The sequence below is a fragment of the Pseudomonas sp. FW305-96 genome (genome assembly GCF_058783825.1).
In genome coordinates, this window is the sequence record NZ_JBYSYW010000053.1 from 1 (window position 1) to 13,586 (window position 13,586).

General features: G+C 65.1%; 11 protein-coding genes and 3 tRNA genes. All 14 read left to right on the forward strand.

The annotated features are described in order from the left end of the window. Positions 1–20 precede the first annotated feature (20 nt). Positions 21–1,028: an aspartate-semialdehyde dehydrogenase gene (locus AC3WL2_RS25040; RefSeq protein ID WP_102685381.1), complete on the forward strand. Its 1,008-nt coding sequence runs from the start codon at positions 21–23 to the stop codon at positions 1,026–1,028. 71 nt (positions 1,029–1,099) lie between these two features. Further along, positions 1,100–3,733 carry a FimV/HubP family polar landmark protein gene (locus AC3WL2_RS25045; RefSeq protein ID WP_102685382.1) on the forward strand — a complete coding sequence of 878 codons (2,634 nt, stop codon included), beginning with the start codon at positions 1,100–1,102 and terminating at the stop codon, positions 3,731–3,733. A gap of 134 nt (positions 3,734–3,867) precedes the next feature. Further along, positions 3,868–4,722 (forward strand): tRNA pseudouridine(38-40) synthase TruA, encoded by an 855-nt coding sequence (truA, locus tag AC3WL2_RS25050; RefSeq protein ID WP_023632367.1) that lies wholly within the window; start codon positions 3,868–3,870, stop codon positions 4,720–4,722. 59 nt (positions 4,723–4,781) lie between these two features. Then, the gene (locus AC3WL2_RS25055) at positions 4,782–5,402 is read left to right on the forward strand and encodes a phosphoribosylanthranilate isomerase (RefSeq protein ID WP_102685383.1); all 621 of its coding nucleotides are present in this window, start codon (positions 4,782–4,784) and stop codon (positions 5,400–5,402) included. A gap of 208 nt (positions 5,403–5,610) precedes the next feature. Continuing rightward, the gene (gene accD, locus AC3WL2_RS25060) at positions 5,611–6,504 is read left to right on the forward strand and encodes an acetyl-CoA carboxylase, carboxyltransferase subunit beta (protein WP_028690439.1); all 894 of its coding nucleotides are present in this window, start codon (positions 5,611–5,613) and stop codon (positions 6,502–6,504) included. Continuing rightward, positions 6,504–7,811, forward strand: coding sequence for a bifunctional tetrahydrofolate synthase/dihydrofolate synthase (gene folC, locus AC3WL2_RS25065; RefSeq protein WP_102685384.1), 1,308 nt, complete (start codon positions 6,504–6,506; stop codon positions 7,809–7,811). The genes accD and folC overlap by 1 nt, the downstream gene beginning before the upstream one ends. After that, positions 7,795–8,469 carry an SPOR domain-containing protein gene (locus AC3WL2_RS25070; protein WP_102685385.1) on the forward strand — a complete coding sequence of 225 codons (675 nt, stop codon included), beginning with the start codon at positions 7,795–7,797 and terminating at the stop codon, positions 8,467–8,469. The genes folC and AC3WL2_RS25070 overlap by 17 nt, the downstream gene beginning before the upstream one ends. Positions 8,470–8,654: 185 nt before the next feature. After that, positions 8,655–9,209 carry a CvpA family protein gene (locus AC3WL2_RS25075; protein ID WP_038706536.1) on the forward strand — a complete coding sequence of 185 codons (555 nt, stop codon included), beginning with the start codon at positions 8,655–8,657 and terminating at the stop codon, positions 9,207–9,209. A gap of 42 nt (positions 9,210–9,251) precedes the next feature. Then, a complete protein-coding gene (gene purF, locus AC3WL2_RS25080; RefSeq protein ID WP_102685386.1) occupies positions 9,252–10,757 on the forward strand; it encodes an amidophosphoribosyltransferase in 1,506 nt (501 codons plus the stop codon). Between the two features lie 15 nt (positions 10,758–10,772). Next, positions 10,773–11,984 carry an O-succinylhomoserine sulfhydrylase gene (locus AC3WL2_RS25085; protein ID WP_102685387.1) on the forward strand — a complete coding sequence of 404 codons (1,212 nt, stop codon included), beginning with the start codon at positions 10,773–10,775 and terminating at the stop codon, positions 11,982–11,984. After that, on the forward strand, positions 11,981–12,754 hold the full coding sequence (locus tag AC3WL2_RS25090) for an SDR family oxidoreductase (RefSeq protein ID WP_102685388.1): 774 nt from the start codon (positions 11,981–11,983) through the stop codon (positions 12,752–12,754). The genes AC3WL2_RS25085 and AC3WL2_RS25090 overlap by 4 nt, the downstream gene beginning before the upstream one ends. 235 nt (positions 12,755–12,989) lie before the next feature. Continuing rightward, positions 12,990–13,065 (forward strand) — tRNA-Val (locus tag AC3WL2_RS25095). Positions 13,066–13,146: 81 nt separating this feature from the next. Continuing rightward, positions 13,147–13,223 (forward strand) — tRNA-Asp (locus AC3WL2_RS25100). Positions 13,224–13,306: 83 nt separating this feature from the next. Next, positions 13,307–13,383: transfer RNA gene (locus AC3WL2_RS25105), tRNA-Asp, on the forward strand. Positions 13,384–13,586: the final 203 nt, after the last annotated feature.

A 13,586-nucleotide genomic window follows, 5' to 3' on the forward strand; every position in this document is an offset into this window, starting at 1 on the left:
CTGGAAAAGGAACCGATCTCATGACCCCCAACGCCCTGGACATAGCCGTAATCGGCGCCACCGGCACAGTAGGTGAATCCCTCGTCCAGATCCTCGAGGAAGTGGCCTTCCCGGTCTCCACCCTGCACCTGCTGGCCAGCATGGAATCCGCCGGCAGCAGTGTCATGTTCGCGGGCAAGAAACTGAAGGTCCGCGAAGTGGACAGCTTCGATTTCTCCCAGGTCAGGCTGGTCTTCTTCGCCGCCAGCCCTGCCGTAAGCCGCAGCTTCGTGCCCAAGGCCATCGCCGCCGGTTGCGCGGTGATCGACCTGTCCGGCGCCTTGGACGACGCCATCGTGGTGGTCCCGGAAGCCAACGCCGAGCGCATAGCCGAACTGTCGCAGCCCGCACTGATCACCAGCCCGAGCGCCGGCGCGGTAGCCTTGGCGGTGGCGCTGGCGCCGCTCAAGGGTTTGCTCGATATCGAGCGCGTTCAGGTCAATGCCTGCCTGGCAGTTTCGGAGCAGGGCAGGGAGGCCGTCAGCGAGCTCGCCCGGCAGACCGCCGAACTGCTCAACGCACGCCCTCTGGAGCCGCGCTTCTTCGATCGCCAGGTCGCCTTCAACCTGCTCCCCCAGGTCGGTACACCCGATGAACAGGGCCACACCAATGTAGAACGCCGTCTAGTCAATGAACTGCGTCAGGTATTGGACCTGCCGCAACTGAAGATTTCCGTGACCTGCATTCAAGTCCCGGTGTTTTTCGGCGATAGCTTCAGTGTCGCCGTGCAAAGCCGTAATCCGGTCGACCTGGTGGCCGTTAACGCCGCGCTGGAGGCTGCCGACGGCATCGAGCTGGTCGAGCCGGGTGATTATCCGACGCCTGTGGGTGACGCGGTGGGCCAGGACGTGGTCTATGTTGGACGTGTACGCCACGGTGTCGATGAAGACCAGCAGCTCAATCTCTGGCTGACCACCGACAATGTGCGCAAGGGCGCGGCGCTGAACGCCGTGCAGGCGGCACAATTGTTGATAAAACACATGGCGTAAAAGATACTGCGAGCTATTTTGTCCTGCACCGCACCAGGGTTTTCGGGACGTTTCATACAAGGGAAGAGTTCATGCTTCGAATTCGCAAACTGGTTCTGGCCATCGCGGCAGCCTCGGCGCTGTCGTCCGGGGTGGCGAACGCTCTGGGGTTGGGTGAGCTGACCCTCAAGTCGGCGCAGAACCAGCCGCTGGATGCCGAGATCGAACTGCTCGACGTGCGCGACCTCTCCGCGGCGGAAATGGCGCCAAGCCTGGCGTCGCCGGAAGAGTTCGCCAAGGCCGGGGTGGCCTTCCCGCCTTACCTCGAAGACCTCACCTTCACGCCGGTGATCAACCCCAACGGCAAGAGCGTGCTGCGGGTTACCTCCAGCAAGGCGCTGCCGGAGCCGGTGGTCAAGTTCCTGGTTCAGGTCATGTGGCCCCAGGGCCGCCTGCTGCGCGACTACAGTGTGCTGCTCGACCAGGCCCAGGCCCAGGGCAGCCAGCCGGCCCCGGCGGGCATCAACCCGGCGGTCAGTGCGGGCAGTTATACCACCAAGCGCCGTGACACCCTCTGGCAGATCGCCGCGCGCAACACCAACGGCGGCTCGATCCAGCAGACCATGCTGGCCATCCAGGCGCTTAACCCGGATGCCTTCATCGGCAACAACATCAACCAGCTCAAGACCGGCCAGGTACTGCGCCTGCCCGATCAGCAGCAGGTGCAGAGCATTCCACAGGCCCAGGCCAACCGCGAAGTCGCAGAGCAGTATGCCGCCTGGCGCGAAGGCCGCCGCCTCGGCCCGCGTGCGCGGCAACTGGACGCCACCCGCCGTGGCGAAGCTGGCGCGGCGCCCGCGCGCATTGCCCAGGGCGACAACCTGCGCCTGGTGGCGCCGGGCGGCAAGGGCGCGGCCGGCGAGGCCAAGGCGCTGGGCGACAAGCTGGCCATGGCCCAGGAAAGCCTCGACACCAGCCGCCGTGACAACGATGAACTCAAGAGCCGCATGGTCGACCTGCAGAGCCAGCTGGACAAGCTGCAGCGCCTGATCGAGCTGAAGAACGACCAGCTGGCGCGTCTGGAGGCCCAGGGCGCCGCGGCGCCACAGCCACCGGCAGCGGCGCTGCCGGGCGAGCCGGCTCCGGCGCAACCTGCGGTGAACGCGCAACTGACCCCTGCCGAACCGGTGGTCGCCCCGGCGCCTGCCGCGGCCGACACCGCACCACAGGATGCGGCAGCCGAGGCACCGGCCAGCGAAGAGCCCGGCATGCTCGACCAACTGCTGAGCAGTCCGCTGTTGCTGGGCTTGATTGCCGGGTCCGCATTCCTGGTGCTGCTGTTGTTGCTGCTGCTTCTGGCCCGCAAGCGCAAGGCCCAGCAGGAAGCTGAGAAACACCTGCGCATGGCGCGTGCCCTGGCCGAGGATGGCGAGCGTGGCCCGGACCTGGACCTGCCGCCGAGCAGTTTTGAAGGCCTGGATGTGTCGGCGCCAAGCGTGACTCTGTCGCCTGCGGTAGTGGCAGCCTCGGCCGCTGCAGCCGTTGCGGCGGAAAAGCCTGCGGCGCCTGCCGACGTCGTCGCCCCGGCGGCTGATCCGCGCGCGGCGTTGCTGGCCGAGGTGGATGAAAGCCTGGCCCGTGGTCGCCTCAACCATGCCGCCGACCTGCTGGAAGCCGCGGTGGCCTCCGAGCCACAGCGCAGCGATCTGCGCCTCAAATTGATGGAAGTCTACGCACGTCAGGGCGACCAGGACGCGTTCGCTGGCCAGGAGCGCAAGCTGGCGGTCAACGACGCGAACCAGGCCGAGGTCGCCGCGCTCAAGGAGCGCTTCCCGGCCATGCTGGGTGTCGCGGCGGTTGCGGCAGGCGCCGCCGGGGCCGCGGCCCTGGCCGCCGAGCTGGATGAGCAGTATGTCCAGGACCTGCTGCAGGACAAGGAGCTGGAGCTGGGTGAAAGCGCGCCTGAAGTCGTCGTGGAGCCGGTCGTGGAGGCCGAACCAGAGCCTGAGCCCGTGGTCGAAGAAGCCGACCTGGACAGCGCCTTCGACCTGAGTCTGGGGGATGACCTGCCGGCAGATGACCACCTCGACATGGCCGGTCTCGAGGACCTGGTCGTCGAGGCGCCAGAAGCCGAGGCTGCACCCGCCGTTGCCGAAACCGATGCCGACGACGATTTCGAGGCATTGCTCGCCCAGGCGCAGGCGACACCGCAAAATGTCGACGACTTGGCCGAATTCGACCTGGATGTCGCCGAAGAGCCGGCGGCTCCGACCGGCAGCGAGGAAGCCCCGGTGGACGTGGCGGCCGAGCTGGCGGCCTTCGAGGCGATTCCGGAGTTTGATCCGATCTCCGAGCTGGAGCTGCCCGAGGACTTCGACCTGTCGCTGTCGCTGGACGACGACTCGCCGGCGGCGAAGAACTTCGCCTCGGAGCTGGACGACGTCAATGCCGAGCTCGACAAGCTGTCGCAGAACCTCGAGACCCCATCGGTTGCACAACCATCGTTCACCGCCGAGGACGCGGCGCTGGAGCCCGAGCCGCTGGACGACCTGGACTTCGACTTCTTCTCCGGCGCCGACGAGGTAGCCACCAAGCTCGACCTGGCCCGCGCCTACATCGACATGGGCGACCATCAGGGCGCCCGTGACATCCTCGACGAAGTGGTCAAGGACGGCGACGACAGCCAACGCGAGGAAGCCAACGAGATGCTTTCGCGCCTGGTCTGACGCAAAGCTGTACATCGCGGGGCAAGCCTGCTTTCACGCAAGACGTGGGGCGGGCTTGCCCCGCGATCATTTCGGCCCCTGCACGGTTTGCCGGTATACTTCCGCCTTTCGTTTCATCATCAGGTTTGCCGCTCTTGGACATCATCGACACCGCCGCCGCCGAATCGGCTGCCGAAGGCTACACCCGCATCGCTTTGGGCGTGGAATACAAAGGTTCGCGCTATCGCGGCTGGCAACGCCAGGCCAGCGGCGTGCCGAGTGTCCAGCAGGCCCTGGAACAGGCGCTGTCGACGGTGGCCAACGAACCAATCTCGGTGATCTGCGCCGGGCGCACCGATGCCGGCGTCCATGGCTGCGGGCAGATCGTGCATTTCGACACCCGCGCCGTGCGCGACGAGCGCGCCTGGACCCTGGGCACCAACTTCAACCTGCCCCACGACATCAGCGTGGTCTGGTCGGCGCCCATGCCTGCACACTTCCATGCCCGCTTCAAGGCCACCGCGCGGCGCTACCGCTACGTGATCTACAACGACCCGATCCGCCCGGCGCACCTGGCCGAGGAAGTCACCTGGAACCACCGCCCGCTGGATGTCGAGCGCATGGCCGAGGCCGCGCAGTACCTGCTGGGCACCCATGACTTCAGTGCCTTTCGCGCCAGCCAGTGCCAGGCCAAGTCGCCGATCAAGCACATCCACCACCTGCGTGTGACCCGGCATGGGCGGATGATCGTGCTGGATGTGCGTGCCACCGCGTTCCTGCACCACATGGTGCGCAACATCGCCGGCGTGCTGATGACCATCGGCGCCGGTGAGCGTCCGGTGGAGTGGGCCCGCGAGGTGCTGGAGGGGCGCAACCGCCGTGATGGCGGGGTAACCGCGCACCCTTACGGTCTTTACCTGGTGCAGGTGGAGTACCCGGAAGAATACGCGCTGCCGCAGCGTTACATCGGCCCACACTTTCTTACTGGCTACGAGGCGCTGGCGGACTGACGGAGCACAGGTCATTTGCTACCATCGGCGCTTTCCCGATCACTCAAGGTTCGCTGTCCATGAGCAATGTTCGCAGCAAGATCTGCGGGATTACCCGCATCGAGGATGCCCTGGCTGCGGTCGAGGCCGGCGCCGACGCCCTCGGTTTCGTCTTCTATGCGAAAAGCCCGCGGGCGGTGGACGTGCGTCAGGCGCGGGCGATCATCGACGCGCTGCCGCCGTTCGTGACCACCGTGGGGCTGTTCGTCAACGCCTCGCGCTGCGAGCTCAACGAGATCCTCGAAGTGGTTTCCCTGGACCTGCTACAGTTCCACGGCGATGAAACCCCCGCCGATTGCGAGGGCTACCATCGCCCCTGGATCAAGGCCCTGCGGGTGCGCCCGGGGGATGACCTGGAGGCCGCCTGCCGGCACTACGCTGGCGCTCGCGGCATCCTGCTGGATGCCTATGTACCAGGCGTGCCGGGAGGAACCGGCGAGGCGTTCGACTGGTCACTGATTCCGCGACACCTGAGCAAACCGATCATCCTTGCCGGCGGCCTGTCGGCTGACAATGTCGCCGAGGCCATTCGCCGGGTGCGCCCGTACGCGGTGGATGTCAGCGGCGGCGTGGAGCAGGCCAAGGGCATCAAGGATGTGGCAAGGATCGAAGCCTTCATGCAGGCGGTCAAACACGCGTGAATGCGGATGTGACGGCTGGCCGCGCGCCATCGTCCATAGCTTTCGCAGCCCGGTGCTGTCAGGCCGCGCCAGAGCGCGCGGCATGCCGGGGAAGAATTGGAGGTGGGGCGGCCCAAGGTCGGCCCATCGTCGCTTTACAGAAGAATTTGAGCTCAAGGGCTGGGCGGGGCCGCAAAGGTCTCCCCGGCCAATACTGGAGAAAGCAAGCATGAGCAACTGGTTGGTAGACAAACTGATCCCTTCGATCATGCGTTCCGAGGTGAAGAAGAGCTCGGTGCCGGAAGGGCTGTGGCACAAGTGCCCGTCCTGCGAAGCCGTGCTGTATCGCCCGGAGCTGGAAAAGACCCTCGACGTCTGCCCTAAGTGCAACCACCACATGCGTATCGGCGCCCGTGCGCGCATCGATATCTTCCTCGATCCAGAAGGTCGTGCCGAGTTGGGCGCCGACCTGGAGCCGGTCGACCGCCTGAAGTTCCGTGACGGCAAGAAGTACAAGGACCGCCTGACCGCCGCGCAGAAGCAGACCGGCGAGAAGGACGCGCTGATCTCCATGAGCGGCACCCTGATGGGCATGCCGATCGTGGTCAGTGCCTTCGAGTTCTCCTTCATGGGCGGTTCGATGGGCGCCATCGTCGGCGAGCGTTTCGTGCGCGCTGCCAACTACGCCCTGGAAAATCGCTGCCCGATGGTCTGCTTCTCCGCTTCCGGCGGCGCGCGCATGCAGGAAGCGCTGATCTCGCTGATGCAGATGGCCAAGACCTCCGCCGTGCTGGCGCGCCTGCGCGAAGAAGGCATCCCGTTCATCTCGGTGCTGACCGACCCGGTCTACGGCGGCGTTTCCGCCAGCCTGGCGATGCTTGGCGACGTGATCGTCGGCGAGCCGAAGGCGCTTATCGGCTTTGCCGGCCCGCGGGTTATCGAGCAGACCGTGCGCGAGAAGCTGCCGGAAGGCTTCCAGCGCAGCGAGTTCCTGCTGGAGCACGGTGCCATCGACCTGATCATTTCCCGTGACGAGCTGCGTCCGCGCCTGGCCCGCCTGCTGGCGCAGATGACCGGCCAGCCGACCCCGGAAGCGGCCAAAGAGGTCGCCGCGGTCGCGTGATGAACCAGCGCAGCCTGGGCGACTGGCTCGCCTACCTCGAACAGTTGCACCCCTCGGCCATCGACATGGGCCTGGAGCGCTCGCAACAGGTGCTTGCGCGCCTGGGGCTGGGTACGCTGGCGCCCCGTGTGGTCACGGTGACCGGCACCAACGGCAAGGGCTCGACCTGCGCCTTCATGGCCGCGTTGCTGTGCTCGCAGGGGCTAAGGGTCGGGGTGTACAGTTCGCCGCATCTGCTGCGTTACAACGAACGGGTGCTGATCGACGGCCAGGAGGCCAGCGATGAGCGCCTGTGCGAAGCCTTCGCTGCAGTGGAGGCGGCGCGTGGCGACATCTCGCTGACCTATTTCGAGGTGGGCACCCTGGCGGCGTTCTGGTTGTTCAAGCATTCCGCGTTGGACGCGGTGGTGCTTGAGGTCGGCCTGGGTGGCCGGCTGGATGCAGTCAACCTGGTGGATGCCGACGTGTCGCTGGTTACCAGCATTGGCGTCGACCACGTCGATTACCTGGGCGATAGCCGCGAGTCGGTAGCCTACGAGAAGGCGGGAATCTTCCGTCAGGGCAAGCCTGCGCTGTGCGGTGACCTTGATCCGCCGCAGCCTTTGCTGGACAAGGTGCGCGAGCTGGATTGCCCGTTCTTCCTGCGTGGACGTGATTTCGACCTGGATAGCAGCGTTGACCACTGGCATTGGCGTGGTCGCCAGCTCGACGGATCGCCCGTTGAACTGCGTGACCTGCCGTTGCTCGACCTGCCCATGGAGAATGCCGCCCTGGCCTTGCAGGCCTTCCTGCTGATGGGGCTGCCGTGGGATGCCGGCAAGGTTCGTCAGGCTTTGCTGGATACTCGTATCACTGGCCGTCTCGACCGGCGTGAGCTGCTGCTCCAGGGCAAACGCGTGGAGTTGTTGCTGGATGTCGGCCATAACCCACACGCCGCCGAGTACTTGGCCCGCCGCTTGGCGGCACGCCCGGTGAAGGGGCGACGTCTGGCGGTCTTCGGCCTGTTGGCCGACAAGGACCTGGCCGGCGTGCTTGCGCCGCTGTGCGGTCAGGTCGCCGACTGGGCGGTGGCGCCGCTGGATACACCGCGCAGCCGCCCGGCCGCGGAGCTGGCGGATGCCTTGACGAACCTCGGTGCGACGGTGAAGTCTTACGCCAGTGTTGCGGCTGCCCTCGAAGGGCAGTGCGCCCAGGCGACGGCGGATGACCAGATCCTGCTGTTCGGTTCGTTTTTCTGCGTCGGCGAGGCCCTGGCCTGGCTTGAGCGGCAGGTTTCCGAGGATGGAGTAGATGGCAGTGCTGGATAAAGGGATGAAGCAGCGCATGGTCGGTGCGCTGGTGCTGGTGGCGCTGGCGGTGATCTTCCTGCCGATGCTGTTCACTCGCGAGGACGAGATGCGCCAGGTGCGTGTCGAGGCGCCCGAAGCGCCGGCCATGCCCAATCTGCCCCAGGTGCAGGTGGAGCCTGTGCAGGTACCGGAGCCACAACCGCTGCCGGAGCAGAACGACCAGCCGGTAGTGGTGGTCGACGAGTCCACGTCGCCGGTGACGGCGCCAAGCCAGCCCATCGCGCCGGTAACGACCGTGGCGCAGCCCAAGCCGCAGACGCCAGTGCCGACGCCCCCGGTCGCCAAGGTGGAGCCCCGTCCGGCGCCTGCACCGAGCGCGGCGCCTGCCGCTCCTGCGGCCAAGCCTGCTGCGCCTTCGAAGATCGACGTCAACGGCCTGCCGGTGAGCTGGTCGATCCAGCTGGCCAGCCTGTCCAACCGGGCCGGTGCCGAGAACCTGCAGAAGACCCTGCGCAGCCAGGGCTACAACGCCTATATCCGTTCGGCGGATGGCATGAACCGGGTATTCGTCGGTCCGTTGATCGAGCGGGCAGAAGCCGAGCGCCTGCGTGACGTGATCAATCGCCAGCAGAACCTGAAAGGTATCGTCGTGCGTTTCCAGCCGGAGCGTGGTTGACATCCATCGCGGGGCAAACCGGCTCCCGCCTGTCGCGTGGGCGTGGGCTTGCCCCGCGATGGTTTCAAGCCTGTAAAGCTGTCCCCAGAGTCAGCCTGCAGCCCTTCAAACACCTGACATTCCGCTTACCTCAAGCCCCCTTGCTCTGGTAAAATGCGCCGCCTCAAACGTCGGCAGGCAACACCGTGGCATTTACCTGGGTTGATTGGGCGATCATCGCGATCATCGCCATTTCCTCACTGATCAGTCTCAAGCGCGGCTTCGTCAAGGAAGCCTTGTCCCTGCTCATCTGGATTGTCGCCGGCGCGGTGGCCTGGATGTTCGGCGGCTCGCTTGCGCAGTATCTTGAAAGCTATATCCAGATGCCGTCCGCACGGGTCATTGCCGGCTGTGCCATTCTTTTCGTCGCCACGCTGCTGGTCGGGGCGATGCTCAATTTCCTCATCGGCGAGCTGATCCGCGTGACCGGGCTGTCCGGCACCGATCGCTTCCTCGGCATGGCCTTCGGCGCCGCGCGCGGGGGCCTGCTGGTGGTGGTGGCGGTCGGGCTGCTGAGCCTGGGGCCGGTGCAACAGGATCCGTGGTGGCAGGAATCGCGCCTGATACCACAATTTCTATTGGTAGCCGACTGGTCGAAGAACCTCATACTCGGGTTCAGCGGCCAGTGGATGTCCAGTGGGGTCAGCGCACCCGTTGACCTTCCGTTCAAGGAGCAGTTGCTCGGGCCGACCAAGCCCTGAGCGCGCTTCACTCAAGTTTCATCAAAGTAGGGGTTGCGTCGCATGTGTGGCATCGTCGGTATCGTCGGTAAGTCGAACGTCAATCAGGCGCTGTATGACGCGCTAACCGTGCTTCAGCACCGCGGCCAGGACGCTGCCGGTATCGTGACCAGCCACGACGGCCGGTTGTTCCTGCGCAAGGATAACGGCCTGGTGCGCGACGTCTTCCAGCAGCGCCACATGCAGCGCCTGGTGGGCAGCATCGGCATCGGTCATGTGCGCTACCCGACCGCCGGCAGCTCCACCTCGGCCGAGGCCCAGCCGTTCTACGTCAACTCGCCGTACGGCATCACCCTGGCGCACAACGGCAACCTGACCAACGTCGAGCAGTTGGCCAAGGAGATCTACGAGTCCGACCTGCGCCACGTCAACACCAACTCCGACTCCGAAGTGCTGCTGAACGTGTTCGCCCACGAGCTGGCCGTGCGCGGCAAGCTGCAGCCGACCGAAGAAGACGTATTCGCCGCCGTGTCCCACGTGCATAGCCGCTGCGTTGGTGGCTACGCGGTGGTGGCGATGATCACCGGCTACGGCATCGTCGGCTTCCGTGACCCCAACGGCATCCGTCCGGTGGTGTTTGGCCAGCGTCACACCGACGAAGGCGTCGAGTACATGATCGCCTCGGAAAGTGTCGCCCTGGACGTGCTCGGCTTCACCCTGATTCGCGACCTGGCGCCGGGCGAGGCGGTGTACATCACCGAAGGCGGCCAGCTGTTCACCAAACAGTGCGCCAAGAGCCCGAAACTGCAGCCGTGCATCTTCGAGCACGTGTACCTTGCCCGTCCGGATTCGATCATGGACGGCGTTTCGGTATACAAGGCGCGCCTGCGCATGGGCGAAAAGCTGGCCGAGAAGATCCAGCGCGAACGCCCCGAGCACGACATCGACGTGGTCATCCCGATCCCGGACACCAGCCGCACCGCGGCGTTGGAACTGGCCAACCACCTGGGCGTCAAGTTCCGCGAAGGCTTCGTCAAGAACCGCTACATCGGCCGTACCTTCATCATGCCCGGCCAGGCTGCGCGCAAGAAATCGGTGCGCCAGAAGCTCAACGCCATCGAGCTGGAGTTCCGCGGCAAGAACGTGATGCTGGTGGACGACTCGATCGTGCGCGGCACCACCTGCAAGCAGATCATCCAGATGGCCCGCGAAGCCGGCGCCAAGAACGTCTATTTCTGCTCTGCGGCCCCAGCGGTACGCTACCCCAACGTCTACGGCATCGACATGCCGAGCGCTCACGAACTGATCGCCCACAACCGTACCACCGAACAGGTGGCCGAGTTGATCGGCGCCGACTGGCTGATCTATCAGGACCTGCCGGACCTGATCGAATCGGTCGGTGGCGGCAAGATCAAGATCGAGCATTTCGATTGCGCGGTGTTCAACGGTGAGTATGTCACCGGCGATATCGACGAAGCCTACCTCGACCGCATCGAGCAGGCTCGTAATGACCTGGCCAAGGTGAAGAACCAGGCGGTCAGCGCGATCATCGACCTGTACAACAACTGATTTGGGAGCGACGGCATGACCGAACAATGGGATGCCGGTCGACTGGACAGTGACCTCGAGGGTGTCGGTTTCGACACCCTGGCGGTGCGCGCCGGTCAGAACCGTACACCGGAGGCCGAGCACAGCGAAGCGCTGTTCCTGACCTCCAGCTATGTCTTCCGCACGGCTGCCGACGCTGCCGCGCGCTTTGCCGGCGAAACGCCGGGCAATGTCTATTCGCGCTACACCAACCCCACCGTGCGCGCCTTCGAGGAGCGCCTGGCGGCCATGGAAGGCGCCGAGCAGGCCGTGGCTACCTCCACCGGCATGGCGGCGATTCTCGCCGTGGTCATGTCGCTGTGCAGCGCCGGCGACCATGTCCTGGTGTCACAGAGCGTGTTCGGCTCCACCATCAGTCTGTTCGAGAAGTACTTCAAGCGTTTCGGCGTGAAGGTGGACTACGTGCCGCTGGTCGACCTGGGCGGTTGGGAAAAAGCCATCAAGGCCAATACCAAGCTGCTGGTCGTCGAGTCGCCGTCCAACCCGCTGGCCGAGTTGGTCGATATCAGCGCCCTGGCCGAAATCGCCCACGCCCGCGGCGCGCTGCTGGTGGTGGATAACTGCTTCAGCACCCCGGCCTTGCAGCAACCGCTCAAGCTCGGTGCCGATATCGTGTTCCACTCGGCGACCAAGTTCATCGACGGCCAGGGACGTTGCATGGGCGGCGTGGTGGCCGGGCGCAGCGAACAGATGAAGGAGGTCGTGGGCTTCCTGCGGACCGCCGGCCCAACCCTCAGCCCGTTCAACGCCTGGGTCTTCACCAAGGGGCTGGAAACCCTCAAGCTGCGCATGCGCGCCCACTGCGAGAGCGCCCAGGCGCTGGCCGAGTGGCTCGAGCGCCAGGGCGGTATCGAGAAGGTCCACTACGCCGGCCTGTCGAGCCATCCGCAGCATGAACTGGCCAAGCGCCAGATGAGCGGCTTCGGCGCGGTGGTCAGCTTCGAGGTGAAGGGTGGCAAGGAAGGTGCCTGGCGCTTCATCGACGCCACCCGGGTGATCTCCATCACCACCAACCTCGGTGACAGCAAGACCACTATCGCCCACCCGGCCACCACCTCCCACGGCCGTCTGACGCCGCAGGAGCGTGAAGCGGCGGGTATCCGTGACAGCCTGGTGCGCGTGGCGGTTGGTCTGGAAGACGTGGCCGACCTGCAAGCCGATCTGGCTCGTGGCCTGGCGGCGCTGTGATCGACTGGAAGGGTGGCGAGCCCGGCCATAATGGTCGGGTGGCTTTGGTGACCGGTGCCGCCCGCGGCATCGGCCTGGGCATCGCCGCCTGGTTGATCTGCGAGGGCTGGCAGGTGGTGCTCAGCGACCTGGACCGCCCGCGTGGCGCCAAGGTCGCCAAGGCGCTGGGCGACAACGCCTGGTTCATCACCATGGATGTGGCCGACGAGGTCCAGGTCAGTGCCGGGGTGTCCGAGGTACTCGGGCAGTTTGGCCGACTGGACGCGCTGGTGTGCAACGCGGCGATCGCCAACCCGCACAACCAGACCTTGGAGAGCCTGTCCCTGACCCAATGGAACCGGGTGCTGGCGGTCAACCTCAATGGCCCGATGCTGCTGGCCAAGCATTGCGCACCTTACCTGCGCGCCCATGGTGGTGCGATCGTCAACCTGGCTTCCACCCGTGCCCGGCAATCCGAGCCGGACACCGAGGCCTATGCCGCCAGCAAGGGCGGGCTGGTTGCCTTGACCCACGCCCTGGCCATGAGCCTGGCGCCGGAGATTCGCGTCAATGCCGTGAGCCCGGGCTGGATCGATGCCCGTGACCCTTCGCAGCGGCGCGCCGAGCCTCTGAGCGACGCCGACCATGCTCAGCATCCGGCTGGCCGGGTGGGGACGGTGGAGGACGTCGCGGCGCTGGTGGCGTGGCTGCTGTCGCGCCAGGCGGGGTTCGTCACCGGCCAGGAGTTCGTGGTCGATGGCGGGATGACCCGCAAGATGATCTATACCTGAGCGGCAAGCTATAAGCTTCAAGCTGCAAGAGGGGACCGTAAGGTCCCCTTTGTCTTTCTCCGGGTCGAATACAGTAGTGAGGGAGACGAGAGCTTTTGCTTGTCGCTTGCAGCTTCAAGCTTGCAGCTGTTTTTGCCCTTTTTGAAAAAAACTTCAATGGGGGTATTGACTTAGCATCGGTACCTGCGTAAATTTCGCGGCCTCAGCGAAGCAAACGCAACAAGCAACATCGCGGGGGTGATTAGCTCAGCCGGGAGAGCATCTGCCTTACAAGCAGAGGGTCGGCGGTTCGATCCCGTCATCACCCACCACTTCCTGAGAACGTTTCTGGTCCAACGTGCTTTGCAAGAAGCGCTCTGGCAGAGAGAAACAGGACGCAAGTCCAACACTGCGCGGCGGTAGTTCAGTCGGTTAGAATACCGGCCTGTCACGCCGGGGGTCGCGGGTTCGAGTCCCGTCCGCCGCGCCATTTTATCCCAGATGGGTGCTTGCACCGGTCTGAGGCCGCAAGGCCAGGTCCCAGTTTCAATCAGGCGCAAGCCTGAACGATACGCAGCGGTAGTTCAGTCGGTTAGAATACCGGCCTGTCACGCCGGGGGTCGCGGGTTCGAGTCCCGTCCGCTGCGCCATCTTTCGCCGAGAGCCCCATGAACGCTCAAAGCAAGCAGAAAAGGCGATGATAGGTCGCCTTTTTGTTCCTGGCTTTCGCGCTGTAGCGCTTGAAAGCTCAGATCCCAGTTTCAATCGGGTGCAAACCTGAACGATACGCAGCGGTAGTTCAGTCGGTTAGAATACCGGCCTGTCACGCCGGGGGTCGCGGGTTCGAGTCCCG

Excerpts from the sequence above, each read along its gene's own strand:
- AC3WL2_RS25055 (WP_102685383.1), top strand. The coding sequence starts at position 4,782 with ATGAGCAATGTTCGCAGCAAGATCTGCGGGATTACCCGCATCGAGGAT.
- folC (WP_102685384.1), top strand. The coding sequence starts at position 6,504 with ATGAACCAGCGCAGCCTGGGCGACTGGCTCGCCTACCTCGAACAGTTG.
- AC3WL2_RS25085 (WP_102685387.1), top strand. The coding sequence starts at position 10,773 with ATGACCGAACAATGGGATGCCGGTCGACTGGACAGTGACCTCGAGGGT.
- AC3WL2_RS25040 (WP_102685381.1), top strand. The coding sequence starts at position 21 with ATGACCCCCAACGCCCTGGACATAGCCGTAATCGGCGCCACCGGCACA.
- AC3WL2_RS25045 (WP_102685382.1), top strand. The coding sequence starts at position 1,100 with ATGCTTCGAATTCGCAAACTGGTTCTGGCCATCGCGGCAGCCTCGGCG.
- accD (WP_028690439.1), top strand. The coding sequence starts at position 5,611 with ATGAGCAACTGGTTGGTAGACAAACTGATCCCTTCGATCATGCGTTCC.
- AC3WL2_RS25070 (WP_102685385.1), top strand. The coding sequence starts at position 7,795 with ATGGCAGTGCTGGATAAAGGGATGAAGCAGCGCATGGTCGGTGCGCTG.
- purF (WP_102685386.1), top strand. The coding sequence starts at position 9,252 with ATGTGTGGCATCGTCGGTATCGTCGGTAAGTCGAACGTCAATCAGGCG.